General features: G+C 66.8%; 21 protein-coding genes and 1 tRNA gene. 14 read left to right on the top strand and 8 right to left on the bottom strand.

Annotated features, from left to right (window positions below; all coding sequences use genetic code 11):
• Positions 1–28: 28 nt before the first annotated feature.
• A complete protein-coding gene (gene rpsL, locus SOM26_RS14000; RefSeq protein WP_058716507.1) occupies positions 29–400 on the bottom strand; it encodes a 30S ribosomal protein S12 in 372 nt (123 codons plus the stop codon).
• 307 nt (positions 401–707) lie between these two features.
• Between rpsL and SOM26_RS13995 the strand changes: the two genes are divergently transcribed.
• Positions 708–783: transfer RNA gene (locus SOM26_RS13995), tRNA-Trp, on the top strand.
• Positions 784–993: 210 nt separating this feature from the next.
• Here SOM26_RS13995 and SOM26_RS13990 read toward each other — a convergent pair.
• From SOM26_RS13990 to SOM26_RS13975, 4 genes are all read right to left on the bottom strand, one after another.
• Positions 994–1,314 carry a hypothetical protein gene (locus tag SOM26_RS13990; RefSeq protein WP_320453337.1) on the bottom strand — a complete coding sequence of 107 codons (321 nt, stop codon included), beginning with the start codon at positions 1,312–1,314 and terminating at the stop codon, positions 994–996.
• 115 nt (positions 1,315–1,429) lie between these two features.
• Positions 1,430–2,107, bottom strand: coding sequence for a DUF1013 domain-containing protein (locus SOM26_RS13985; RefSeq protein ID WP_320453336.1), 678 nt, complete (start codon positions 2,105–2,107; stop codon positions 1,430–1,432).
• A gap of 186 nt (positions 2,108–2,293) precedes the next feature.
• Positions 2,294–3,004: a hypothetical protein gene (locus SOM26_RS13980; RefSeq protein ID WP_320453335.1), complete on the bottom strand. Its 711-nt coding sequence runs from the start codon at positions 3,002–3,004 to the stop codon at positions 2,294–2,296.
• Positions 3,005–3,107: 103 nt separating this feature from the next.
• Positions 3,108–4,112, bottom strand: coding sequence for an NAD(P)H-quinone oxidoreductase (locus tag SOM26_RS13975; protein WP_320453334.1), 1,005 nt, complete (start codon positions 4,110–4,112; stop codon positions 3,108–3,110).
• Positions 4,113–4,218: 106 nt separating this feature from the next.
• On the opposite strand from SOM26_RS13975, the gene SOM26_RS13970 reads away from it, so the two are divergent.
• The 13 genes from SOM26_RS13970 to SOM26_RS13910 all read left to right on the top strand — a co-directional run bounded on the left by SOM26_RS13970 (position 4,219) and on the right by SOM26_RS13910 (position 18,911).
• Positions 4,219–4,413 (top strand): DUF1192 domain-containing protein, encoded by a 195-nt coding sequence (locus SOM26_RS13970; RefSeq protein WP_320453509.1) that lies wholly within the window; start codon positions 4,219–4,221, stop codon positions 4,411–4,413.
• 196 nt (positions 4,414–4,609) lie between these two features.
• A complete protein-coding gene (clpA, locus tag SOM26_RS13965; RefSeq protein WP_320453333.1) occupies positions 4,610–6,928 on the top strand; it encodes an ATP-dependent Clp protease ATP-binding subunit ClpA in 2,319 nt (772 codons plus the stop codon).
• A 158-nt stretch (positions 6,929–7,086) separates the two neighbouring features.
• Positions 7,087–8,967: a sensor domain-containing diguanylate cyclase gene (locus SOM26_RS13960; protein ID WP_320453332.1), complete on the top strand. Its 1,881-nt coding sequence runs from the start codon at positions 7,087–7,089 to the stop codon at positions 8,965–8,967.
• Between the two features lie 147 nt (positions 8,968–9,114).
• A complete protein-coding gene (locus SOM26_RS13955) occupies positions 9,115–9,354 on the top strand; it encodes an exodeoxyribonuclease VII small subunit (protein ID WP_294204664.1) in 240 nt (79 codons plus the stop codon).
• A 3-nt stretch (positions 9,355–9,357) separates the two neighbouring features.
• A complete protein-coding gene (locus tag SOM26_RS13950; protein WP_320453331.1) occupies positions 9,358–10,257 on the top strand; it encodes a polyprenyl synthetase family protein in 900 nt (299 codons plus the stop codon).
• On the top strand, positions 10,254–10,757 hold the full coding sequence (gene coaD, locus SOM26_RS13945; RefSeq protein WP_320453330.1) for a pantetheine-phosphate adenylyltransferase: 504 nt from the start codon (positions 10,254–10,256) through the stop codon (positions 10,755–10,757). Before SOM26_RS13950 ends, coaD begins: the two co-directional genes overlap by 4 nt.
• Before the next feature lie 411 nt (positions 10,758–11,168).
• A complete protein-coding gene (locus SOM26_RS13940) occupies positions 11,169–11,912 on the top strand; it encodes a peptidylprolyl isomerase (protein WP_414712069.1) in 744 nt (247 codons plus the stop codon).
• Positions 11,909–12,946 carry a tRNA preQ1(34) S-adenosylmethionine ribosyltransferase-isomerase QueA gene (gene queA, locus SOM26_RS13935; protein WP_320453329.1) on the top strand — a complete coding sequence of 346 codons (1,038 nt, stop codon included), beginning with the start codon at positions 11,909–11,911 and terminating at the stop codon, positions 12,944–12,946. The genes SOM26_RS13940 and queA overlap by 4 nt, the downstream gene beginning before the upstream one ends.
• Positions 12,943–13,440, top strand: coding sequence for an EF-hand domain-containing protein (locus SOM26_RS13930; protein ID WP_414712064.1), 498 nt, complete (start codon positions 12,943–12,945; stop codon positions 13,438–13,440). Before queA ends, SOM26_RS13930 begins: the two co-directional genes overlap by 4 nt.
• Positions 13,437–14,567 carry a tRNA guanosine(34) transglycosylase Tgt gene (gene tgt / locus SOM26_RS13925; RefSeq protein WP_320453328.1) on the top strand — a complete coding sequence of 377 codons (1,131 nt, stop codon included), beginning with the start codon at positions 13,437–13,439 and terminating at the stop codon, positions 14,565–14,567. The genes SOM26_RS13930 and tgt overlap by 4 nt, the downstream gene beginning before the upstream one ends.
• Before the next feature lie 22 nt (positions 14,568–14,589).
• On the top strand, positions 14,590–14,802 hold the full coding sequence (locus SOM26_RS13920) for a hypothetical protein (RefSeq protein ID WP_320453327.1): 213 nt from the start codon (positions 14,590–14,592) through the stop codon (positions 14,800–14,802).
• 25 nt (positions 14,803–14,827) lie between these two features.
• Positions 14,828–17,668, top strand: coding sequence for a M16 family metallopeptidase (locus SOM26_RS13915; protein WP_320453326.1), 2,841 nt, complete (start codon positions 14,828–14,830; stop codon positions 17,666–17,668).
• A gap of 175 nt (positions 17,669–17,843) precedes the next feature.
• Positions 17,844–18,911 (top strand): cell wall hydrolase, encoded by a 1,068-nt coding sequence (locus SOM26_RS13910; protein ID WP_320453325.1) that lies wholly within the window; start codon positions 17,844–17,846, stop codon positions 18,909–18,911.
• Here SOM26_RS13910 and SOM26_RS13905 read toward each other — a convergent pair.
• The 3 genes from SOM26_RS13905 to uvrA form a co-directional block, all read right to left on the bottom strand.
• Positions 18,899–19,222 (bottom strand): hypothetical protein, encoded by a 324-nt coding sequence (locus tag SOM26_RS13905; RefSeq protein WP_320453324.1) that lies wholly within the window; start codon positions 19,220–19,222, stop codon positions 18,899–18,901. The two genes, SOM26_RS13910 and SOM26_RS13905, sit on opposite strands and share 13 nt — an antisense overlap.
• A 248-nt stretch (positions 19,223–19,470) precedes the next feature.
• On the bottom strand, positions 19,471–19,881 hold the full coding sequence (locus SOM26_RS13900) for a glycine zipper 2TM domain-containing protein (RefSeq protein WP_320453323.1): 411 nt from the start codon (positions 19,879–19,881) through the stop codon (positions 19,471–19,473).
• A 274-nt stretch (positions 19,882–20,155) separates the two neighbouring features.
• Complete coding sequence (uvrA, locus tag SOM26_RS13895; RefSeq protein ID WP_320453322.1) at positions 20,156–23,056, bottom strand: excinuclease ABC subunit UvrA; 2,901 nt, start codon at positions 23,054–23,056, stop codon at positions 20,156–20,158.
• Positions 23,057–23,111 lie beyond the last annotated feature (55 nt).

The raw sequence follows: 23,111 nt of genomic DNA, 5'->3' as shown, positions 1-23,111 counted from the left end.
GAGGAGCCTGCGGACAGGCCCGACCGGCTTACTTCGGACGCTTGGCGCCGTACTTCGAGCGGGACTGCTTGCGATCCTTCACGCCCTGCGTGTCGAGGACGCCGCGCAGCACGTGGTAGCGCACGCCGGGAAGATCGCGCACACGACCGCCGCGGATGAGCACGACCGAGTGCTCCTGCAGGTTGTGGCCTTCGCCCGGGATGTACGAAATGACTTCGCGCTGGTTGGTCAGGCGAACCTTGGCCACCTTGCGAAGTGCCGAGTTCGGCTTCTTCGGGGTCGTCGTGTAGACACGGGTGCAAACGCCGCGCTTCTGCGGGTTCTGCTCCATTGCAGGGACCTTGGACTTGGCCTTCTGCAGTTCGCGGCCCTTGCGGACCAGCTGGTTGATCGTCGGCATTGAAGCCTTCACCTTTCCATGAGGTTACTTTGCTGGAGCCATCACAGCACTTCGGAATACAAAAAGGGGCCATCGCGGCTTTCGCCCGGCCCTCATTCGCATCCAGCAATGTTCAAGCTTGCCCGACGGATAAGTCCCGAATCTCGAGAAATCGCCTTCGTGCAGCGGCGGGCTATACGCCGGAGTCGCCCGGCGGTCAATGTCGCGCCGGAGAACCGGCCGCGGACCTGTTTTCCAGCGCGAGACGAAAAACCGAAACTTGCCCCTTGCCTCGCCCCGCCAGTCGGGCTAGTGGCGACCGCCTCGCAGGAGTGTAGCTCAGTTGGTAGAGCATCGGTCTCCAAAACCGAGGGCCCACGGTTCGAGTCCGTGCACTCCTGCCACTTTTCATGATATCGTTGGATTTGGCGACATCGCTTGGGCGGTGTTTGGGCCTCCGTGCCTGCATCCGGCCCTCCCCTGCTAGGGGAAGGAAACCAGCGAAGCTGGTGGAGGGGTGCAACCCGCTGGCGATCGCGTATATCCCAACCGACCGGGACACCCCTCCGTCAGGCCTTCGGCCTGCCACCTCCCCTGCCAGGGGAGGAATGGGGTTAGTTCACCGGGCGCGGACCCACGCCCGGCGGGGTTGCGGGGTCCACCTCGTCGATCTCGTCACCGGGGTTTCCGCCACCGGCCCCTGCCCCGCTGCCATGAACCTCGCCGGTCTTCGGATCGACAGAGGCGCGCTTACCATTGTCTTCGGGCAGATCGGTGCCGGCGTTGCCGTTACCGGGCGCCGGGGCTTCGGGCGCGACACGCCCCGAAGGCAATTTCCGTCCCAGCGCCCGCTCGTCGGCACGGTCATAGACTTCGCCGCTGTCGCCACGATTGGAGGCGACGGACTGGAGGTTGCGCTTTTCCTGATCGGTCATGGATGATCTCCTTCGATCAGGCTCAACAGCATGGGCCAGCCGCCGTTCCCCCCAACGCAAAAGGGGCGCCCACCCGGTCGGTGGACGCCCCCTTCACCAGGCCTGGGCCCGTCGATCAGCTGCGGAACAGCGAGTGTGGATCGATTATGTCGCCATTGTGGCTGACCGAGTCGACGTCGCGGCTCTGCTGGTCGCGCTCGGCGCGCAGCGATGCGAGCAGCGCCTCGCGATCACCCTCCAGGCGCGTGTCGGTCGGCTGAGCCTCGGCATTGCCGCCGGTCGCCTTGGCCGCCTTGGCCACCGCCGAGTCCAGCTCGCGCTGGGTGGTCAGGCCCAGCGTCACCGGGTCCTTCGGGGTGATGTTGGCGATGTTCCAGTGGCTGCGGTCGCGGATCGCCGCGATCGTCGTGCGGGTGGTGCCGATCAGGTTCGAGATCGCCCCGTCCGAGATTTCCGGATGGTTGCGGATGATCCAGGCGATGCCGTCCGGCTTGTCCTGGCGCTTGCTGACCGGCGTGTAGCGCGGGCCCTTGGTGCGGCGGACCTGCTCGGGGCCCTTGATCATCTTCATGCGATAATCGGGATTGGCCTGCGCCTTCTCGATCTCGGTCTGCGCCAGTTCGTGAGCGCGCACGGGATCGCGACCGGTCAGCTTGGTCGCTGCCGTATCGTCGGCGATCGCCTGGACTTCCAGGATGTGGAGGCCGCAGAAATCCGCGATCTGCTCGAACGAGAGCGACGTGTTGTCGACCAGCCAGGAAGCGGTCGCATGGGGCATGAGCGGCTGGGCCACGGGGATCACTCCAGTCGGAAAATAAAAGGGCCGCCCCTCGCGGAGCGGCCGTCATGGGGTCAAATCTAGTGAAAACCGCCCTCAAGAGCAAGGTGCGGCGACACAGACTGCCTGAACATTGGCCCATAGAGTGGCATTACCACGCCGTCCAGTGGCACCCCGGCCGGTGTCGCGCCCGCCACGGACTCAATTATCGTCGTCGAATCGCCCGAACGGCAGCAGTTGCGAGGCCAGCCTGCGGGTCGCCTGGGTATCGCCGGCACGCAGCGGGGTGAGGATCGCCACCGCCGCATGCTGCATGATCCGGTCGATGGGGCTCGACACCCCCGCCCGTGCCGCCGCCTCGACCAGGGTCCGCCCGCGCGGATCGCGGGGATCGACCTCCAGCCGGAGCAGCGCCGCCAGACCGGGAAACAGCGCTCGGTCGCCGCCCAGCGCCACCGCCCGGTCGAGCGCGGAGAGCCCCACGCCCCGCTGCGCCCCGATTGCCGCGCGCCCCATGATCGCCCCCAGTTTCTTGACGCCGCCGATATGCCAGGCACCCAACGCCAGCGTCGCCTCGGCATCGCGCGGATTCTGCGCGACCAGCGCCTCGAACTGGCGGCGCGCCGATACCGCGTCGCTACGATTGCCGGTCAGCTTGGCGCGGTAGCCGAGCGCGGTTGCGCGCATCAGCAGCGCCTCATGATCGTCGGGGGACCGGCGCAAAGCGGCCTGCGCCGCGTTATAGGCGCTCGTCACGCGCCGCAGCGCACTGACTTCGTCGCTATCGGCAAAGGAGGCCTGAGTCAGGATTTCGCGGGCGGATTGGGCCTGCACCGGCGGGGCGACCATGCCTGCCGCCGTCCCGACCAGAATTGCGATCGCCAGCCGACCACCAACCTGCATGCTCGACATACCCCCAATTCCGTGCCGGAAAAACGACCCATCCGGTCGTTCGATCCGTTGCAATCTTTTGCAGCGGGATCAAGTCCGTCGCGGGAAAGCGGGGTGCGGGGGATCAGGTGTCGAAGGTCAGGACGATCTTGCCGACATGGTCGCCCGCCTCCATCCGCCGATGCGCCTCGGCGACCTGCGCAAATGGGAAGCTGCGGTCGATCACGGGGCGCAGCCGCCCCTCCTCGACATGCGGCCAGACGATCCGCGACAGCTCGTCAGCGACCATCGCCTTGAAGGCACGGTCACGCCCGCGCAGCGTCGAGCCGGTCAGGATCAGGCGGCGGCGCATGATTTCCCAGATCGGGATCTCGGCCTTGGCCCCGCGCTGCACCGCGATCGACACGTGGCGGCCATCCTCCGCCAGGCACTGGAGGTTGCGCGGCAGATAGTCGCCGCCGACCATGTCGAGCACGATGTCGACGCCCTTGCCGCCGGTAAAGTCCTTCACCGCCTCGACGAAATCCTGCGTCCGGTAGTTGATCGCCTTGGCCGCGCCCAGCTTCTCGGCTGCCGTGCATTTCTCGTCCGAACCCGCGGTCACGATTACCGTCAACCCGAAGATCGCGCCGAGTGCGATCGCCGTGGTGCCGATGCCGCTGGTCCCGCCATGCACGAGCAGCGTCTCGCCTTCGCGGGCATAGGCGCGCTCGAACACGTTGGTCCACACGGTGAACAGCGTCTCGGGGATAGCGGCGGCCTGCACCATCGACAGGCCATGTGGCACGGGCAGGCAGTGGTCGGCGACCGCGATCGCATATTGCGCATAGCCGCCGCCGCCGATCAGCGCGCAGACCGGCTGGCCCAGCATTTCCGGGCCGACGCCCGCGCCGACCGCGACGACTTCGCCCGCAATCTCCAGCCCAGGAATGGACGGTGCGCCCGGCGGCGGCGGGTAGAGGCCCTGGCGCTGCATGACGTCGGGTCGGTTGACCCCGGCGGCGGCCACGCGGACCAGCACCTCACCCTCGCCCGGCGTCGGCGTCGGGCGTTCGACCGGCACCAGAACCTCTGGACCGCCCGCCGTTTCCGGGTCGATCGCGGTCATCCTGACGGGAATGTCGGTCATTGTCCTCACATCGCTATCGGCGTGCACCAATTACCGCCCCTTTGCCCTGGCCTGTTCCGTACCGTTATTGACATCGGCGGCGTTGGGGTCAACGCTGCATCCCGTGATGGACCAGGATGATTCCCCCCTCCGCATCCCGGATAGCCTGACGGCGCTGACCCGCGTCGACCTGGATCCGCTGTCGATCGCCGAGCTTGAGGCGCGGATCGCGGCGCTGCAGGGCGAGATCGATCGCACCCGCCGCCATATCGAGCGGGCATCGCTCCACCGCGCCAGCGCCGACGCGCTTTTCAGGCGGTGAGGGCGACGCGACCGGCCGGGCGTGCCATCGCCGCTTCGCCGATCGCCTGCCGCGCCGTGCCGCGATCTTTTCCTTTTGCGCACGATACGCTTTGTTCAGCGGCCGTGCGTTACCCCCGCTTGATGCCGGGCCCCACCATCCCGACATTGGTCGAAACGAAGCGCCAGTCCCAAGCGCCTCGTCAGGAGTATCGTAGATGCCATCTTTCGCCCCCGCGCTCGAGACCACGCTCCACAAGGCGCTGGAAGCCGCGACCGTGCGGCGCCATGAATATGCCACGCTGGAGCACCTGCTCCTCGCGCTGATCGACGACGACCATGCCTCGAAGGTCATGGAAGCGTGCCATGTCGACCTGGGCGAGTTGAAGGCGACGGTCGCCCAGTATCTCGACACCGAGCTTGACGCGCTGAAGGTCGAGGCGGCGACCGACCCCTCCCCCACCAGCGGGTTCCAGCGCGTCGTCCAGCGTGCGATCCTGCACGTCCAGTCGTCGGGCCGCGACGAGGTGACGGGCGCGAACGTGTTGGTCGCGCTGTTTTCCGAGCGCGAATCCTATGCCGTCTATTTCCTGCAGCAGCAGGATATGAGCCGCCTGGACGCGGTCAGCTTCATCAGCCACGGCGTCGGCAAGGGTGCCGCAGCCGCTGATGCGACCCCGCCCAAGGGCGTAGAGGAGGAAAAGCCCGCCAAGCCCGCCGAAAAGGGCAAGGGCGAGAGCGCGCTCAAGCAGTTCACCGTCGACCTCAATGAAAAGGCCAAGGCAGGCAAGGTCGATCCGCTGATCGGGCGCGGGCCCGAGGTGGACCGCACCGTCCAGATCCTGTGCCGCCGGTCGAAGAACAACCCGCTCTATGTCGGCGATCCCGGCGTCGGCAAGACTGCCATCGCCGAGGGCCTGGCGCGCAAGATCATCGAGGGCGATGTGCCCGAGGTGCTGAAGCCGGCCGTCATCTATTCGCTCGACATGGGCGCGCTGCTGGCGGGCACCCGCTATCGCGGCGACTTCGAGGAGCGTCTGAAGGCGGTCGTCAACGAGCTGGAGAAGCTGCCGCATGCGGTGCTCTTCATCGACGAGATCCACACCGTCATCGGCGCGGGTGCGACTAGCGGCGGGGCGATGGACGCCTCGAACCTGCTCAAGCCCGCATTGTCGGGCGGCACGATCCGCTGCATCGGCTCGACCACCTACAAGGAGTTCCGCAACCACTTCGAAAAGGACCGCGCGCTGCTGCGCCGGTTCCAGAAGATCGACGTGAACGAGCCGACGATCGAGGACACGATCAAGATCCTCGCCGGCCTGCGCTCGGCGTTCGAGGATCACCATCAGGTCAAGTACACGCCCGATGCGATCAAGTCGGCGGTCGAGCTGTCGGCGCGCTACATCAACGACCGCAAGCTGCCCGACAAGGCGATCGACGTGATCGACGAGGTCGGCGCGATGCAGATGCTGGTCCCGGTCAGCAAGCGCAAGAAGACGATCACGCCCAAGGAGATCGAGGCCGTGATCGCCACCATGGCGCGCATCCCGCCGAAAAGCGTGTCGACCGACGACCGCCAGCAGCTGGAAATGCTGGAGACGGACCTCAAGCGCGTGGTGTTCGGCCAGAATGCGGCGATTGAGAACCTGTCCTCGGCCATCAAGCTCAGCCGGGCAGGCCTGCGCGATCCGGACAAGCCGATCGGCAACTATCTGTTCACCGGCCCCACCGGCGTCGGCAAGACCGAAGTCGCGCGGCAGCTGGCGACGATCCTGGGCATCCCGCTCCAGCGGTTCGACATGTCCGAATATATGGAGCGTCACTCGGTCAGCCGTCTGATCGGTGCCCCTCCGGGCTATGTCGGCTATGACCAGGGTGGGCTGCTGACCGATGCGGTCGATCAGAATCCGCATTCGGTGCTGCTGCTCGACGAGATCGAGAAGGCGCATCCCGACCTGTTCAACATCCTGTTGCAGGTGATGGACAATGGGAAGCTGACCGATCACCACGGCAAGACGGTCGATTTCCGCAACACGATCATCATCATGACGACCAATGCGGGCGCCGCCGACATGGCGCGCGAGACGGTCGGGTTCGGCAACCTCACTCGCGAGGGCGAGGATGAGCAGGCCGTGCAGAAGATGTTCACGCCGGAATTCCGCAACCGCCTGGATGCGATCGTGCCCTTCGGCTACCTGCCGCCCGAAGTCGTGGCGCGGGTGGTGGACAAGTTCATCCTCCAGCTCGAACTCCAGTTGGCCGACCGGCATGTCCATATCAGTCTGGACGAGGCGGCGAAGAGCTGGCTCACCGAAAAGGGCTATGACCGCCTCTATGGTGCGCGTCCGATGGGCCGCCTGATCCAGGAGAAGATCAAGCAGCCGCTGGCCGAGGAACTGCTGTTCGGCAAGCTGGTCCATGGCGGCGAGGTGACGGTGAAGATGAAGGACGGCGCGCTGTCCTTCGCGATCGAGCCCGCCGCGCCCAAGAAGCCGCGCAAGAAGGGCGGCAAGCCCGCCTCGGTCGACGCGGACTGAGCATGACGGACCGATCCGGGCGACCGGATCGACGGCAATCGAAATGGGGCCGGGTGGCGACACCCGGCCTTTTTCATATGCCTCGCCGGTCGGGCTGGGCGGAATAGTTGATTTATACTATAGGCCGTTAACCGTATTTTGGGGCCTTGCGCCGTCAGATGGGACATATGAAGGGGCCGGGGGCGATCACCATAGGCGCGTTGCTGCTCGCGCTGCTGACGGTCCTGTGGCCGTTGGCGGAGGCGCACGCGCAGGCTGGCGAGCCGCTATCGACCTGTATCCGCCGAATTCAGCCCGGCGACGACGCCCGTATCCAGCTGACCCGCCCGCGGGGCTTCGACTGCACCCACGACCAGTCGCGTTACGGCGTCGGCGATTACTGGGTGATGTCCGAACCCCTGCCCAGACTATCCCGCGATCTGCGCGACCTGCTGGCGGTCAGCTTCGCCAGTACGTGGCAGGACGCGACGGCGCTGCACATCCTGTATGCCGATGGCGGCATCCGCACCGTCGCCTTCACCAGCGCGACGACCGCGCCGTATCTGCTGCTGGGCGCGATGATCGCGGTTCCGCTGCCGCGCGAGGGGACGCAGCCGGTCAGGGTGCTGTGGGAGGCGCACGGGGCGGCCAATATGCGCGGCGTCGTGCGCGGTGCGCGGATCGGTATCCGTGCCGACATGCTGGCGGTCGAATCCTCGTTGGGGCTGGTCTACGGCGTCATCATCGGCGTGGTCATCGGCCTGGCGGTGTACAATATCGCGCTGTGGCCCGCTTTGCGCCAGCCGCTCCAGCCCGTCTATTGCCTGCTGTTGTTCGTCATCACCGGCTATACCCTGTCGTCGTCCGGGATGATCGGCCAGTGGCTGCCCTGGCTCGACAATAACGAGCGACATCGGCTGAACGCGATCATGCTGGGTGCGATCGCGCTGACCCTGGTCATCTTTTCGCGCCACTTCTTCGAGCGCAAGGTGTTCGAGGGGTGGCTGGACAGGCTGGCGGCGGTCACCTTTGCCCTGATCGCGTTGCCCAACATCGCCTTCGCGATCCTCGCGCCGCGCTGGATCATACCGCTCGACCAGGCGGTGGTCATGGGTTTCCTGATACTGCTCGCCTTCCTGATCGTGGTGCTGGTCCGCGCGTCGCGGCTGCGGAGCAATTTCCTGTGGGCCTTCGCCATCGCCTGGAGCATACCGATCGCGCTGGGCATGTTCCGCGTGCTCCATGCCATGCACATCATCGCGTGGCGGCCCTGGATCGACCAGTCGACCGTGCTGTCGATGGGCCTGGAGGCGCTGATCGCCAGCCTGGGCGTGGCGTACCGCATCTATCTGCTCAGCCGCGAACGCGACCTGGCCCGCGCCGATGAGCGCGTCGCCCGGCGGCTGGCCGATACCGATCCGCTGACCGAACTCTATAATCGCCGCGCCTTCCTGGATCAGGCGATCGGACGCAGCGGGCCGCAGATGCTGATCCTGGCCGATATCGACCATTTCAAGCGCATCAACGACACGCTGGGTCATGATGGCGGCGACGAGGTGCTGCGTATCTTCGCCCGCACGCTGGGCGAAGCGGTCGGCCCCGACATATTGATCGCGCGCGTCGGGGGCGAGGAGTTCGCGCTGCTCGCCGATGCCGAGCGCGCGCCCGACCCCGAGACGCTGCTGGCCCATTTGCGTGCCGCGACCTACCCCTCCGGGCTGAAGGTCACCGCCAGCCTGGGGCTGTGCACCGGACCGATGCTGGACGAGGCGGACTGGCGCAACCTCTACCGCGAAACCGACCAAGCACTGTACACCGCCAAGAAGAGCGGCCGCGACCGCCATTGCCGGGGCACGACCATTCCCATGCCGCCACCCGGCCTGACGCCCGGCCTGGTCGGGGCCGCGCCGCTCTTGCCGACATCGCGCGCCAGGCGTATTGTCAGGCGGGGGAGAAGGGCGTTTGCGCGAACGACGGATCATGATGGCGGGATTGACGCTGGCGCTGATCGCGCTCGCGTGTCGCCATCCGACCGCGGATATCCGCCTGATTACGCATGACCTGGGCGACCGGTCTCCCCACCGCGTGCAGGCGGCGATCGATCTGGGGCTGTTCGGTGTTTCGTTTCTCTACACCTGGACGGTCAACCGGCTGCGATAAGCGCGAGCCGCCTTGCGCGGGTCGCGGGTGTGCCGCATAGCGACGTCATGGATACGCCCATCGAAGAACTGACGTTCGAGGACGCTCTCAAGGAACTGGAACGCATCGTCGGCCGCCTGGAAAGCGGTGAAGCGACGCTGGACGAGTCGATCCGCCTGTACGAGCGCGGCGATCGTCTGCGCCAGCGCTGTGCCGAACGGCTCGACGCCGCCCAGGCCCGGATCGAGGCGATCCGCCTCGATACCGAGGGCAAGGCTGCCGGCACCCGCCCGTTTCAGGCAGGCTGAGGCGTGACGCTGACCGCCGCCGCGCTGCCCGATGCCCTGGCCGAAGTCGCCGAGGACATCGACCGCCGCTTTGCCCAGTTGCTCGCCGATCCCGGCGATCCGCGCGCGTCGCTTTATGCCGCGATGCGCCACGCCGCGATCGGCGGCGGCAAGCGGCTGCGCCCGCTCCTCGTCTTCGCCACCGCCCGTCTGTTCGCGGTCGACCGCGACACGGCGGGCTGGGTCGCGACCGCGCTGGAGGCGATCCACGTCTATTCGCTGATCCATGACGATCTGCCCGCGATGGACGATGACGATATGCGGCGCGGCAAGCCGACCGTGCACAAGGCGTTCGACGAGGCGACGGCGATTCTGGCGGGCGACTGCCTCCACGCGCTGGCGTTCGAGATCCTGGCCGATCCCGCGACCCATGCCGATCCCTTCGTCCGCTCCGAGCTGATCCTCGACCTCGCGCGCGCCTCCGGCCCCAGCGGCATGGCGGGCGGGCAGCAGATGGACCTGGAGGCCGAGCGACAGGTGTTCGATCTGGCCACCGTCACCCGGCTTCAGCAGATGAAGACCGGCGCGCTGATCTGCGCCGCGGTTGAGGCGGGGGCGATCCTGGGCCGCGTCCCGCCCGAGGGCCGTACCCACCTGCGCGGCTATGCCCATGATCTGGGCCTGGCCTTTCAGATTGCCGACGACCTGCTCGACGCCGAGGGCGACGAAGCGACGGCGGGCAAGAAGCTGCGCAAGGACGAGGATGCGGGCAAGGCGACCTTCCTCAGCCTGATGGGCGTGGAGCGCGCCCGCGAACAATGCCGGATGCTGGTCGCGCAGGCGATCGAGCATCTGCGCGCCTATGGTCCCGAGGCCGATCTTCTGCGCGCCATCGCCGCCTATGTGGTGGAGCGCGACCGGTGACCCGCATCGGCGTGTATCCCGGCACCTTCGATCCCGTGACGCTGGGTCATATGGACATCATCCGGCGCGGCGCGAAGCTGGTCGATCGGCTGGTGATCGGCGTCACCACCAATCCGTCGAAATCGCCCATGTTCACCCTCGAAGAACGCATGGCGATGGTCCGGCGCGAGGTCGCCGGTGTGGCGGGCGAGATTCATGTCGTCGCCTTCGATTCGCTGTTGATGGATTTCGCCGAGCGCGAGGGCGCGAAGGTCATCGTCCGGGGCCTGCGCGCGGTCGCCGACTTCGAATATGAATATCAGATGGCGGGCATGAACCAGCAGATCAATCCGCGGGTCGAGACCGTCTTCCTGATGGCCGACGTCGCGCTGCAACCCATCGCCAGCCGGTTGGTCAAGGAAATCGCGATGTACGGCGGCAACATTTCCAAGTTCGTCACCCCGTCCGTCTGCCAGGATGTTGCCGAGCGCGTGGAAAAGATCGGCCGCAAGGGTTCCTGACCCATTCCTCCCCTTCAGGGGTTCGCTGCGAAATTTGAGACTTTGCACTCTTCATCTCCCACCCCGGCGTAGGCCGGGGTCCAGATGCTGAATGATTTCCGTCGCTTACTGTCGTCCACCCAACTGGACCCCGGCCTTCGCCGGGGTGGTGTGACGGGTTTTGCGACGATCCTCTCAAGAGGAGGGGGACCAACCGAAGGATGGTGAAGGGGCGTCACCGCCCCAGAAGGCACGCCTCCCTCTCCAAACCGGACACCCCTCCGTCAGGCCTTCGGCCTGCCACCGCCCCTTTCAGGGGAGGAAAATCAGCCTGAAGGTTCAGATTGGCGCAAGGGGCGATATGCTCTACAGCCTCCCCATTCTTCCCCTAGTCGTAGAGAAATGATGCGCGTTCTCGCCGCTCTTGCCGTGATGATGGCCAGCCCGATCGCCGTTCCGGCGCAGGCGCAGAAACAGGCCGAAGTGCTACCCAAGTTCAGCACCCCCGCCAAGGCGGCGCAGGTGCTGGAGACCAATGTCGCGGACCGGCTGCCGCCGCCACCGATCACCGACAAGGAGAATCTGTGGGTGCTCGACCTGTCGACCGGCGGGCGGGTGACGATCTGGCTGCGTCCCGACGTTGCGCCCAAGATGGTCGAGCGAGTCAAGACGCTGACCCGTCAGCATTTCTATGACGGCCTGGCCTTTCACCGCGTGATCGACGGCTTCATGGCGCAGGGCGGCGATCCCAAGGGCGACGGCACCGGCGGTTCGTCGCTGCCCAACATCCCGGCCGAGTTCAATTATCTGCCGCATGTTCGCGGATCGGTCGCTGCCGCGCGCGCCGACGATCCCAACAGCGCGAACAGCCAGTTCTACATCGTCTTCCAGCCGCGCTTCGCGCTCGACAAGAAATACACGGTCTTCGGCCGGGTGATCGACGGCATGCAATATGTCGACAAGATCGAACGTGGCGAGCCGCCCGCGAACCCGAGCAAGATCATCCACGCCTATGTCGCGGCGGACAATCCCCCCGCCTTCGTCCCCGCCCCCGTGGCGGCGCCCAGCCTGGGCGCACCGGTGACGTTGCCGGGTGCGGCGGCCAAGCCGCTTCCCGCACGCCGCCCCGCACCCAAGGCCACCCCGGCCAAGAAGGCGGCAACGGCCACCAAGTGAACGTAGATCTTTTCGACTTCGCGCTGCCGCCCGAGCGGATCGCGCTGTACCCGGCATCCCCGCGCGATTCGGCGCGGATGCTGGTTCTGGAAGGGGCCGCCACCCGCGATGCGCGGGTGAGTGACCTGCCCGCGTGCCTGCGCCCCGGGGACCTGCTGGTCTTCAACGACACCCGCGTGATCCCCGCCCAGCTCGAGGGTATCCGCGGCGAGGCGAAGATCGGCGCGACGCTGCACAAGCGCGAGGGCACGCGCCGCTGGCGCGCCTTCATCCGCAACGCCAAGCGCTTACGTGACGGCGACGTCATCGATTTCGGCTCCGGGGTCAACGCGACCGCGCGCGACAGGGCCGAGGATGGCAGCTTCGCGCTGGACTTCGCCGGGGACGAGCCGGTCGAGTTGCTGCTGGAGCGGGCGGGCACCATGCCCCTGCCCCCCTATATCGCCCAGAAGCGCGGCATCACCGAGCAGGATGCCGACGACTATCAGACGATGTTCGCCAACGAACCCGGCGCGGTCGCCGCGCCCACGGCGGCGCTGCACTTCACGCCGGGCCTGCTGGAATCGCTGGCGGCGGCCGGGATCGACCATGCCACGCTGACCCTGCATGTCGGCGCGGGCACCTTCCTGCCGGTCAAGGCGGAGGACACCGTCGACCACAAGATGCACGCCGAATGGGGCCGCATCGACGCCGCGACCGCCGACCGGCTGAATGCCGTCAAGGCGCGGGGCGGCCGCGTGATCGCGGTCGGCACCACCTCGCTGCGCCTGATCGAGAGCGCGGCCGGAGAGGACGGCGTGATCCGTCCGTTCGAGGGTGATACGGCGATCTTCATCACGCCGGGCTATCGCTTTCGCGGGATCGACGGGCTGATGACCAATTTCCACCTGCCGCGCTCGACTTTGTTCATGCTGGTTTCCGCATTGATGGGACTCGATCGGATGCAGGCGGGTTATGCCCATGCCATCGCGAACGACTATCGCTTCTATTCCTATGGCGATGCCTCGTTGCTGCTGCCGGAACGTACCGCATGATGTGGCTGGCGCTGCTGCTCCAGGCGGCGACGCCGGGTAGCGACCAGACGGTGACGGTCACCGCCCGCCCCGCCCCCTTTGCGCAGACGCCCGCTACCATGGTTGTCGAGCCGGTGGCGATGATGATCGCCGCCTTCGACGCGGACGGCGACGGCAAGACCACGCGTGCCGAGATGGAGGCGGGGGTCAAGCGTTCCTACGACCTGATCGACACGCGCCATCAGGGGTCGATCGGCTATCTCCAGTTCGCCGACTGGGCCGAGCGCTGGCTGGGCGACCGCAACGCGCTGCCCAGCCCGTTCGACGTCGACAAGGACAGTGACAATCGGATCACCCTGGCTGAGCTTCAGGCCCATTTCTCGCGCCTGTTCTCGCGCTTCGACCGCGATCAGGACGGCACGATCAGCCGGGCCGAGGCACTGACCATCCGCACCACCCCCGTCGACGCCAACGGCCCCACCGGCCCCTTGCGTCCCCGAGACAAAAGAAAATGACCGCCCGCTTCTCTTTCGCCATCCACGCCACCGACGGCCGCGCCCGCACCGGCACTATTTCGATGAAGCGGGGCGAGATCCGCACCCCCGCCTTCATGCCCGTCGGCACCGCCGCCACCGTCAAGGCGATGAAGCCCGGCGATGTGCGCGCCAGCGGGGCGGACATCATCCTGGGCAATACCTATCACCTGATGCTGCGCCCCGGCGCGGAGCGGGTGAACCGGCTGGGCGGCCTACACGGCTTCATGGGCTGGGACCGGCCGATCCTGACCGACTCCGGCGGCTATCAGGTGATGAGCCTGGCCGAGCTGACCAAGCGGTCCGAGGATGGGGTCGCGTTCAAGAGCCATCTCGACGGCACCCGCCATCTGCTCAGCCCCGAACGCTCGATCGAGATCCAGCGGCTGCTCGGCTCCAACATCGTCATGGCGTTCGACGAACTGGTGCCCACCACCTCGACCCGCGAGGTGCAGGCCAGCGCGATGGAACGCTCGATGCGCTGGGCCAGGCGCAGCCGCGATGCCTTTGACGCGGGCGGGCAACATGCCGAGGACAATGCGATCTTCGGCATTCAGCAGGGCGCGCTGGATGAAGGATTTCGCAAGGCGTCAGCGGACGCGCTGATCGACATCGGCTTCGACGGTTACGCGATCGGCGGCCTGGCGGTCGGTGAGGGGCAGGAGGCGATGTTCGGCTGCCTCGACTTCGCGCCGGGCCAGCTTCCTGCCAGCAAACCCCGCTACCTGATGGGTGTGGGCAAGCCGACCGATATCGTGGGCGCGGTCGAGCGCGGGGTCGATATGTTCGACTGCGTGCTCCCGACCCGCTCGGGGCGGACGGGTCAGGCCTTCACGCGGCAGGGCCCGATCAACATCCGCAACGCGCGCTTTGCCGAGGATCAGGGCCCGCTCGACCCCGCTTGTGGCTGCCCGGTGTGTTCGACCTGGAGCCGCGCCTATCTGCATCATCTGGTCCGTGCCGGGGAAATCCTGGGCGCGATGCTGATGACCGAGCATAATATCTGGTTCTACCAGCAGATGATGGCCGATCTGCGCGCCGCGATTTCCGAGGGACGCCTCACGGCCTTTGCGGACGACTTCCGAGCGCGCTACGCTGCCCGGGATTAATCAGGTCGAGTAGGAGAGTAACATGACCGATCGTATCGAAGACGCCCCCAACGAGATCCTCGCCGCCGCCAAGGAGGCCAAGGATCACGCCGTGGCTGCCGCCGAAGCCACCGCCGATTCGATCAAGGAAAAGACGCGCAACTGGCCGATGGGCAAGATCGGCCTGGGTGTCGGCATCGGTTCGGCCGCGATCGCGGCCGCCGTGTTGTACGGCACGCGCAACAAGTCCAAATAATCCGTCTCCAGTAACGAGGATCTTCATGCGCCTTTTCCGTGCCGCGCTCCTGCTCGGCGTCGCCGCCCTTCCCTCGCTGGCCGGGGCGCAAACCGCGCCAAGTCCGGCGCGCACGGAAAGCGTGAAGCCCATCGCGTTCACCACGCGCACCCTGCCCAACGGCCTGCGCGTCTATGCCATTCGCGACACCGCGACGCCCAACGTCTCGGTCCAGGTCTGGTATGATGTCGGATCGAAGGACGATCCCAAGGGCCGCTCGGGCTTTGCCCACATGTTCGAGCATCTGATGTTCAAGGCGACGCGCAACCTCGTCCCCGAACAGATGGATCGCCTGACCGAGGATGTCGGCGGCTATAACAACGCCTCCACCGCCGACGACTATACCAATTATTTCGAGGTTGTGCCCGCCAACCACCTGCAGCGCCTGTTGTTCGCCGAGGCGGATCGCATGGCCGCGCTGGTTGTCGAGCCCAAGAGCTTCGCCAGCGAGCGCGACGTGGTGAAGGAGGAACTTCGCCAGCGCACGCTCGCCCAGCCCTATGGCAAGCTGTTCTCCATCTATTACCCCAAGCTCGCCTACACCACGCACCCCTATGCGCGGCCGGGTATCGGCAGCCTGGAGGAACTGGAATCGGCGGGGATCGATGACGTCCGCGCCTTCCACGCCACCTATTACCGGCCCGACAATGCCGTGCTGGTCGTATCGGGCAATTTCGACCCCGCGCAGCTCGACCGCTGGGTCGACCAGTATTTCGCGGGGATCAAGCGCCCCACCAATCCGATCCCGCGCGTGACCGTGCAGGAACCGCCGCGGACCGAGGCGGTCACCCGCAGCGTCTATGAGGCGAATGTCCCGCTTCCCGCCGTCCTGGTCAGCTATCACATCCCGCCCGAGCGCAGCGCCGACACGCCCGCGCTGATGGTGCTGAACGCCATCCTGTCGGCAGGAGAAAGCTCGCGGCTGTATGAGGATCTGGTGTACCGCGACCAGCTGGCACAGTCGGCCTCGACCTTCCTCGACACCAAGCAGTCGACCGGCAACCTCGCCGTCTATGCGATGATGGCGGGCGGCAAGCCGGTCGCCGAGGGTGAGGCGGCTTTGAAGAAGGAGATCGCCCGTCTGCGCGACGCGCCCGTCTCAGCCGCCGAACTGGCCGAAGCGAAGAACGAATTGCTGACCGCCGCGCTGAAGCAGCGCGAAACCGCCGAGGGCCGGGCGAACCTGATCGCCAACGGCGTGATCGTCGACGGGGACCCCAGCGCCGCCGATCGCCAGATCGCGGCCGTTCAGACGGTCACGGCGGCGGATATCCAGCGTGTCGCGCGCCGCTATCTGAAGGACGAGCAGAGCGCGACGATCCGCTATCTTCCCGAATCGGATCGCCCCGCCAACGTTCGCGTCATGCCGATCGAGATCGCGCCGACGGTGCAGGTCGCCGCGCTGACGCCGCCCGCCGATATCGCGGTGGTCACCCCCGCCGCCGAAGGGCAGCGCATCCTGCCGCCCGCGCCGGGCGCCGCCATCGCCCCCACCCTGCCAAAGCCGGTCGTCGCCACCCTGGCCAACGGCCTGCGCGTCGTGACGGTCGAGCGCCACGAACTGCCGCTCGTCACCGCTTCGCTGGTCGCGCTGGGCGGCGCGGCGACCGATCCGGCGGGCAAGGCGGGCGCCAGCAGCCTGTCGGCCGAGTTGATGACCAAGGGCACCACGACCCGCTCGGCGACCGAGATCGCGCGCGCGGTCGAAAGCCTGGGCGGATCGATCGCGGCCGGAGCATCGGACGACGGTGCGACGATCGACATGACGGTCCCCTCGGCGCAGGCCAATACCGCGATGACGATCCTGGCCGATGTGGCAACTCACCCGGCCTTTGCGCAGGCCGAGATCGACCGCGCCCGGACCCAGTCGATCGACGGCCTGAACGTGGCGATGAAGAACCCCGCCCAGCTCTCCGCGATGGTCGCCGACCGTGTCGTGTACGGCACGCGCGCCTATGGCCAGCCGCTGTCGGGCACGCCCGCCTCGCTGAAGGCGCTGAGCCGCGCCGACCTGACCGCCGCCTATGCGCGCAGCTGGAAGCCCGGTCAGGCAACGCTGGTGTTCGTCGGCGACGTCACCCCGGCCCAGGCGCGCGCCCTGGCCGAACGCCACCTGGGCGGCTGGCGCGTAACCGGCGCCACGGCCAATGCCGCAAAGCCCGCCGAACCCGCCTTCCCCGCGCCGCGCGTCATCGTCGTCGACATGCCCGATGCCGGACAGGCGGGCGTCGTCGTCGCGCGCTCGGGTATCCGCCGCGCCGATGACCGCTATTATCCGCTGGCGGTCGCCAACACCGTGCTCGGCGGCGGCTTCTCGTCGCGCCTGAACCAGGAAATCCGCATCAAGCGCGGGCTGGCCTATGGCGCGGGCAGCGGGGTGCAGGCGGGCCGTGACATCGGCATGATCTCGGCACGCACCCAGACCAAGAACCCCTCTGCCGCCGAAGTCGTCGGGCTGATCGATGCCGAGATGTCCAGGCTGGGCTCCACGCCCGTGCCGCAGGACGAACTGGCGACGCGCCAGGCGGTGCTGGTCGGCGGGTTCGGCCGGACGATCGAGACGACCGACGGCATCGCCGATATCCTGGCGGGCTATACGCTGCAGGGTGTGCCGCTCGACGAACTGGGCCGCTACATCCCGCGCGTCCAGGCGGTCGACCCGGCGGCGGTCCAGTCCGCCTCTGCCGCGCTCCTCGATCCCAAGGCGGCGAGCATCGTCATCGTCGGCGATGCCAAGCAGTTCCTACCCGCACTGAAGACCACGCATCCCAATGTCGAGGTCATCCCGGCGGCCGCCGTCAATCTGGACTCGGCCAAGCTGCGCTGATCCCGGCGCCCCCCTCCACCTACCCCGTCGAGGCAGGTGGAGGGGTGTTGCCGTCAGAGGCTTGCCCCATGCGGAGAACGGCGATGCCGCCCGGCCGATACGCACAATCCTTAACCTTGTCGGGTATAGGGACTGGGGCGAATATTGACGATCAGGGGAATCCCACGCCTTGCGAGTGGCCAAGCGAACGGTAAGGCGGATGGTGCAGGGCTGGCTGGTGCTGGTCGGCCTGATGCTGGCGTTCGGCCTGGTGCTGGTCGCGCGAGGGCAGCGACCAAAGGCGCAGGGTAGCGGCCGCCCCGTCGCAACCGCGACGTCACCGTCGCCCGCCGCAGCCCCGCCCGCGCCACTGGTCTTTCCCGCGAGCGACGGCAGCACCGGCACGGTCGCCCTCCCCGACCTGCCCATTCCGCCGGGCGCGGTGCTGAGCGACAATGGCGTCGTCGCGGCACCGCCATTCCGCTGGGGTCGTGCGACCGCGATCGACAAGGCGCGCGCCATGCAGTGCCTGACCGCGGCGCTCTATTACGAGGCAAGCGGTGAAAGCGTCGATGGACAGCGCGCCGTGGCGCAGGTCGTGCTGAACCGGACCCGCCACCCTGCCTTCCCGGCGACGGTGTGCGGCGTCGTCTATCAGGGCGTCGAGCGCGCGCATTGCCAGTTCAGCTTCGTGTGTGACGGCGCCCTGTCGCGTACGCCTGCCGCATCGGGGTGGTCGCGCGCCGCGCGGATCGCGGCGGCGGCCCTGTCGGGCAGCGTCTTCGCGCCGGTCGGGCTCGCCACCCATTACCACACCTATGCCGTCGCCCCGGCCTGGAACCGGGCCATGGTGATGACCGTCATGGTCGGCGCGCATCTGTTCCACCGCTGGAAGGGCTATTGGGGAACGGCGGCCGCGATGAACCGCGTCTATGCCGGTGGCGAAATGCCGCCCCCTCCGGCCGCAGTGCCTCAGCCGACCTTGGCCGCCAGTCCCGAGACGTTGCCGCCCATGTCGAACAGCCTGCCCGTCCCGCCCTTGTCCGGCCAGGCCCCGGCGGCATCTCCGTCGCCCACCGCGCGGCGACTGGCTCAAATGACGACGCCCGTGGCACCGACCGGCACCACGGGCATCACCGAAAAGCTCGCGCAATCGGGGCAGATCCTCGACAAATGGAAGGATAGCGGCCGTCCGATCGACCGGCCGACGGGACCGCGCCCGATCGATCCGGGCGCGGCCGTCGCAACGGATCAGCGACGGTAGTTGCGGTCGTTCTTCTCGAAGCGGACCTGACGGCTCAGCACGTCATAGCGGCGATCGAGGTCGCGCTGCTCGCGCACGTCGAGGCGGCCGCCCGAACGACGATAGCGATACTCCATCTGGCTCAGGTCGCGAAGCTGCGAACGCAGGCGAACCGCCTCGCGCCGGTTGAGCGCGCCCGAGCGGATACCCTGGTCGATCCGGGCATTCAGCTGGCCCTGGCGCTGGGCGATCGGGGTCCAGCGCTGCGCATCGGCAACCGTCGGAACGGCGATGGTGGCGATCCCCAGACCGGCAAGAATCATGGCCTTCATGATGTTACTCCCATTGATAAGCGGGCAAAAACTGGCCCGATCCGCAATATGGGGGCGGCTCATCCCAAAGCCATGCCAGCAACATGACGAAAGTGTCACCAAGTGTCGCAAGTCGGGCGGGTTCGTTCATCTTCGCGCACCCGGCCATCGTCCACGGGCTCACCCCGATACGCAAAAAGGGCCGGTCCGCCGCATCCGAATGGGAGGCGACCGACCGGCCCTTCATCAGCCAATGTGCCGCAGAGGCGTCAGCGGCAGCGCACGTTGTCCCGCTCGATGGCACGACCCGCCAGCGCACCGCCCGCCGCGCCGAGCAGCGTGCCCAGCGTCTGCGAACCGCCCGAAGTGATCGCCGCGCCCAGCGCACCGCCCGCGATGCCACCGACGATCAGGCCGGTGGTGCCATCATTGCGGCGGCAATAATAACGGCCGTCCTGGCCGACATAGACGCGGTCGTTGCGGCTCAGGCGACGCTCGCGATAGCGCTGGTTGTCGACATAATATCGGTCGGCATAATAGCCGCCATAGGCCGGGTCGGGCCGATTATAGTCATAGGCGTAGCGGGGGCCGCCATAGCCGCCGCCAAAACCGCCACCATAGGTCGAACATCCGGAAACCAGCGTCGCGGCCGCAACCAGGCCGAGGGTCAGTGCACGCATTTCATCCTCCCTTGTGGGTGATGCGGGCAGAAGCGCGCGGCGCGGGGAAAAGTTGCGATACGTTAAGTGGGTTGCGGGGAATGGGGGGTGGCAGGTTTGGGGCCAGAACGCGCACCTCGACGTCGCTCGATGCCGACGGAGTCCCCTTAGCCTCGCACCCGAAGTCGAAGGCCGGGGTCCAGTTGCAACGCGATCAACGTAACACGCCGACGCCTACCCAACTGGATCCCGGCCTTCACCGGGATGGTTTGTCAGATGTCCAAGAGGGCCAGCATCACTCCGCCGCCTGCGCCTGCCGCTTCTCGAGCAATGGCTTCAGATACTTGCCCGTAAAGCTGCGCGGTTCCGCCGCGACCACTTCGGGCGTGCCGACCGCGACGATCTCGCCGCCCTTGACGCCGCCTTCCGGCCCTAGGTCCACGATCCAGTCGGCGGTCTTGATGACGTCGAGATTATGCTCGATCACCACCACCGTATTGCCCTGCTCCACCAAGGCATGAAGCACTTCGAGCAGCTTGCGGACGTCCTCGAAGTGAAGCCCCGTGGTCGGCTCGTCGAGGATGTAGAGCGTGTTGCCGGTCGCGCGGCGCGACAATTCCTTGGCCAGCTTCACCCGCTGCGCCTCGCCACCCGACAGGGTCGTCGCCTGCTGGCCGACCTTGACGTAACCCAAGCCCACCTCGACCAGCATCGCCATCTTGTCGCGGATCGGCGGCACCGCCTGGAAGAACTCGGCGGCATCCTCGACCGTCATGTCGAGGACATCGGCGATCGAGTGCCCCTTGAACTTCACCTCCAGCGTCTCGCGATTGTAGCGCGCGCCGTGGCACACGTCGCAGGTGACATAGACGTCGGGCAGGAAGTGCATCTCGATCTTGAGCACGCCGTCGCCCTGGCATGCCTCGCACCGGCCGCCCTTCACGTTGAAGCTGAACCGGCCGGGCTTGTACCCCCGCGCCTGCGCCTCGGGCAGCCCGGCGAACCAGTCGCGAATCTGCGTGAAGGCGCCGGTATAGGTCGCCGGGTTGGACCTAGGCGTGCGACCGATCGGCGACTGATCGATATCGATCACCTTGTCGAGATGGTCGAGCCCGGTGATCTTCTCATGCTTGCCCGCCAGGATGCGCGCGCCGTTCAACGACCGCGCGGCGGCGGCATAGAGGGTGTCGATGGTGAAGCTCGACTTGCCCGAACCCGACACGCCGGTGATGCAGGTGAAGGTGCCGAGCGGAATGCTGGCGGTCACGCCCTGCAGGTTGTTGGCGGTCGCCTTGTGCACGGTCAGCTTCTTGCCCGACCCCTTGCGCCGCTTGGTCGGGACCGCCACCTCGCGCGTGCCGTTCAGATAATCGGCAGTCACGCTGGTCTTGGACTTGAGCAACTGCTTGAGCGTGCCGTGCGCGACGATCTTTCCGCCATGCACGCCCGCGCCCGGCCCCATGTCGATGACATAATCGGCGGTGCGGATCGCATCCTCATCATGCTCGACCACCAGCACGGTGTTGCCCAGGTCGCGCAGCCGCCGCAGCGTGGCGAGCAGCATGTCGTTGTCACGCTGGTGCAAGCCGATCGACGGTTCGTCGAGGACGTACAGCACACCCGACAGGCCCGATCCGATCTGCGACGCCAGCCGGATGCGCTGGCTCTCGCCGCCCGACAGCGTGCCGCTGGTCCGATCGAGGTTCAGGTAATCGAGCCCGACATTGTTCAGGAAACCCAGCCGCTCGACGATTTCCTTCAGGATCGGCTGGGCGATGGCGCGCTGCTGGTCGGTCAGATGCTCGGGTAGCCCGGTGAAGAAGGCCAGCGCATCGACCACCGACAGATGCGTGGCATAGCTGATGTCCTGCATGGCGATCTTCACCGCCAACGCCTCGGGCTTCAACCGCGCGCCGTGGCAGACCTCGCAAGGCTGCGACGACTGGTAGTTGGCCAGTTCCTCGCGCATCCAGGCGCTCTCGGTCTGGAGCATCCGGCGGTTGAGGTTGCCGATCACGCCCTCGAACGGCTTTTTCACGTCATACGACTTCTTGCCGTCGACGAAGGTCAGCGTGACCGCCTTGCCCTTGGTGCCGTGCAGGATCGCCTGATGCACCGAAGCGTCCAGATCCTTCCACGGCGTCTCCAGCGAGAAGCCGAACTCGCGCGCCAGGCTGCCCAGCACCTGCATATAATAGGGGCTGGGCGGATTGGACTTGGCCCAGGGCACGACCGCGCCCTTCTTGATCGACAATTCGTGGTTGGGGACGACGAGATCCTCGTCGAAGATCAGCTTTTCGCCAAGACCGTCACAGGCCGGGCACGCCCCTTGCGGCGCGTTGAACGAGAACAGGCGCGGCTCGATCTCGGAAATGGTGAAGCCGGAAATCGGGCAGGCGAACTTCTCGGAAAAGACGATGCGACCTTCAGGCGCGTTGTTGCCCAGCACCGCGGATTTGGGTGTGGCAGGTTCGACCGGATCGGCGGGATCGACATAGGCCAGGCCATCCGCCAGCTTAAGCGCGGTCTCGAAACTGTCGGCCAGGCGGGTCGCGATATCCTCGCGCACGACCAGGCGATCGACCACCACCTCGATGTCGTGCTTGAACTTCTTGTCGAGCGCAGGCGCCTCGTCAATCTCATGGAGTTGGCCGTCGATGCGAACGCGGGTGAAGCCCGCCTTCTGCCACTCGGCCATTTCCTTGCGATACTCGCCCTTGCGGCCGCGCACCACAGGGGCGAGCAGGTAGAGGCGCGTCCCCTCGGGCAGCGTCATCACCCGGTCGACCATCTGGCTGACCGTCTGCGCCGCGATCGGCTCTCCGGTGGCCGGGCTGTAGGGAATGCCCACCCGCGCCCAGAGCAGGCGCATATAGTCGTAGATTTCCGTGACGGTCGCCACGGTCGAGCGCGGATTGCGGCTGGTCGTCTTTTGCTCGATCGAGATGGCGGGCGACAGCCCCTCGATATGGTCGACGTCCGGCTTCTGCATCATCTCCAGGAACTGGCGCGCATAGGCCGACAGCGATTCGACGTAACGCCGCTGCCCCTCGGCATAGATGGTGTCGAACGCCAGCGAAGACTTGCCCGACCCCGACAGGCCGGTGATCACCGTCAGCGTGTCACGGGGAATGTCGATATCGACATCCTTGAGATTGTGCTCGCGCGCGCCGCGGACGGAAATCTTGGTCAGCATGGGGCTAGTTCTACTTCTGTTCCGGGAGGAAGGCCAGAGGCGAGATAGGGAGCGG

It is taken from the genome of Sphingomonas sp. CFBP8993 (assembly GCF_034044895.1).
Lineage (GTDB): Bacteria > Pseudomonadota > Alphaproteobacteria > Sphingomonadales > Sphingomonadaceae > Sphingomonas.
Note: the sequence above shows the minus strand (reverse complement) of the source record. Positions and strands in the feature narration are given on the sequence as shown.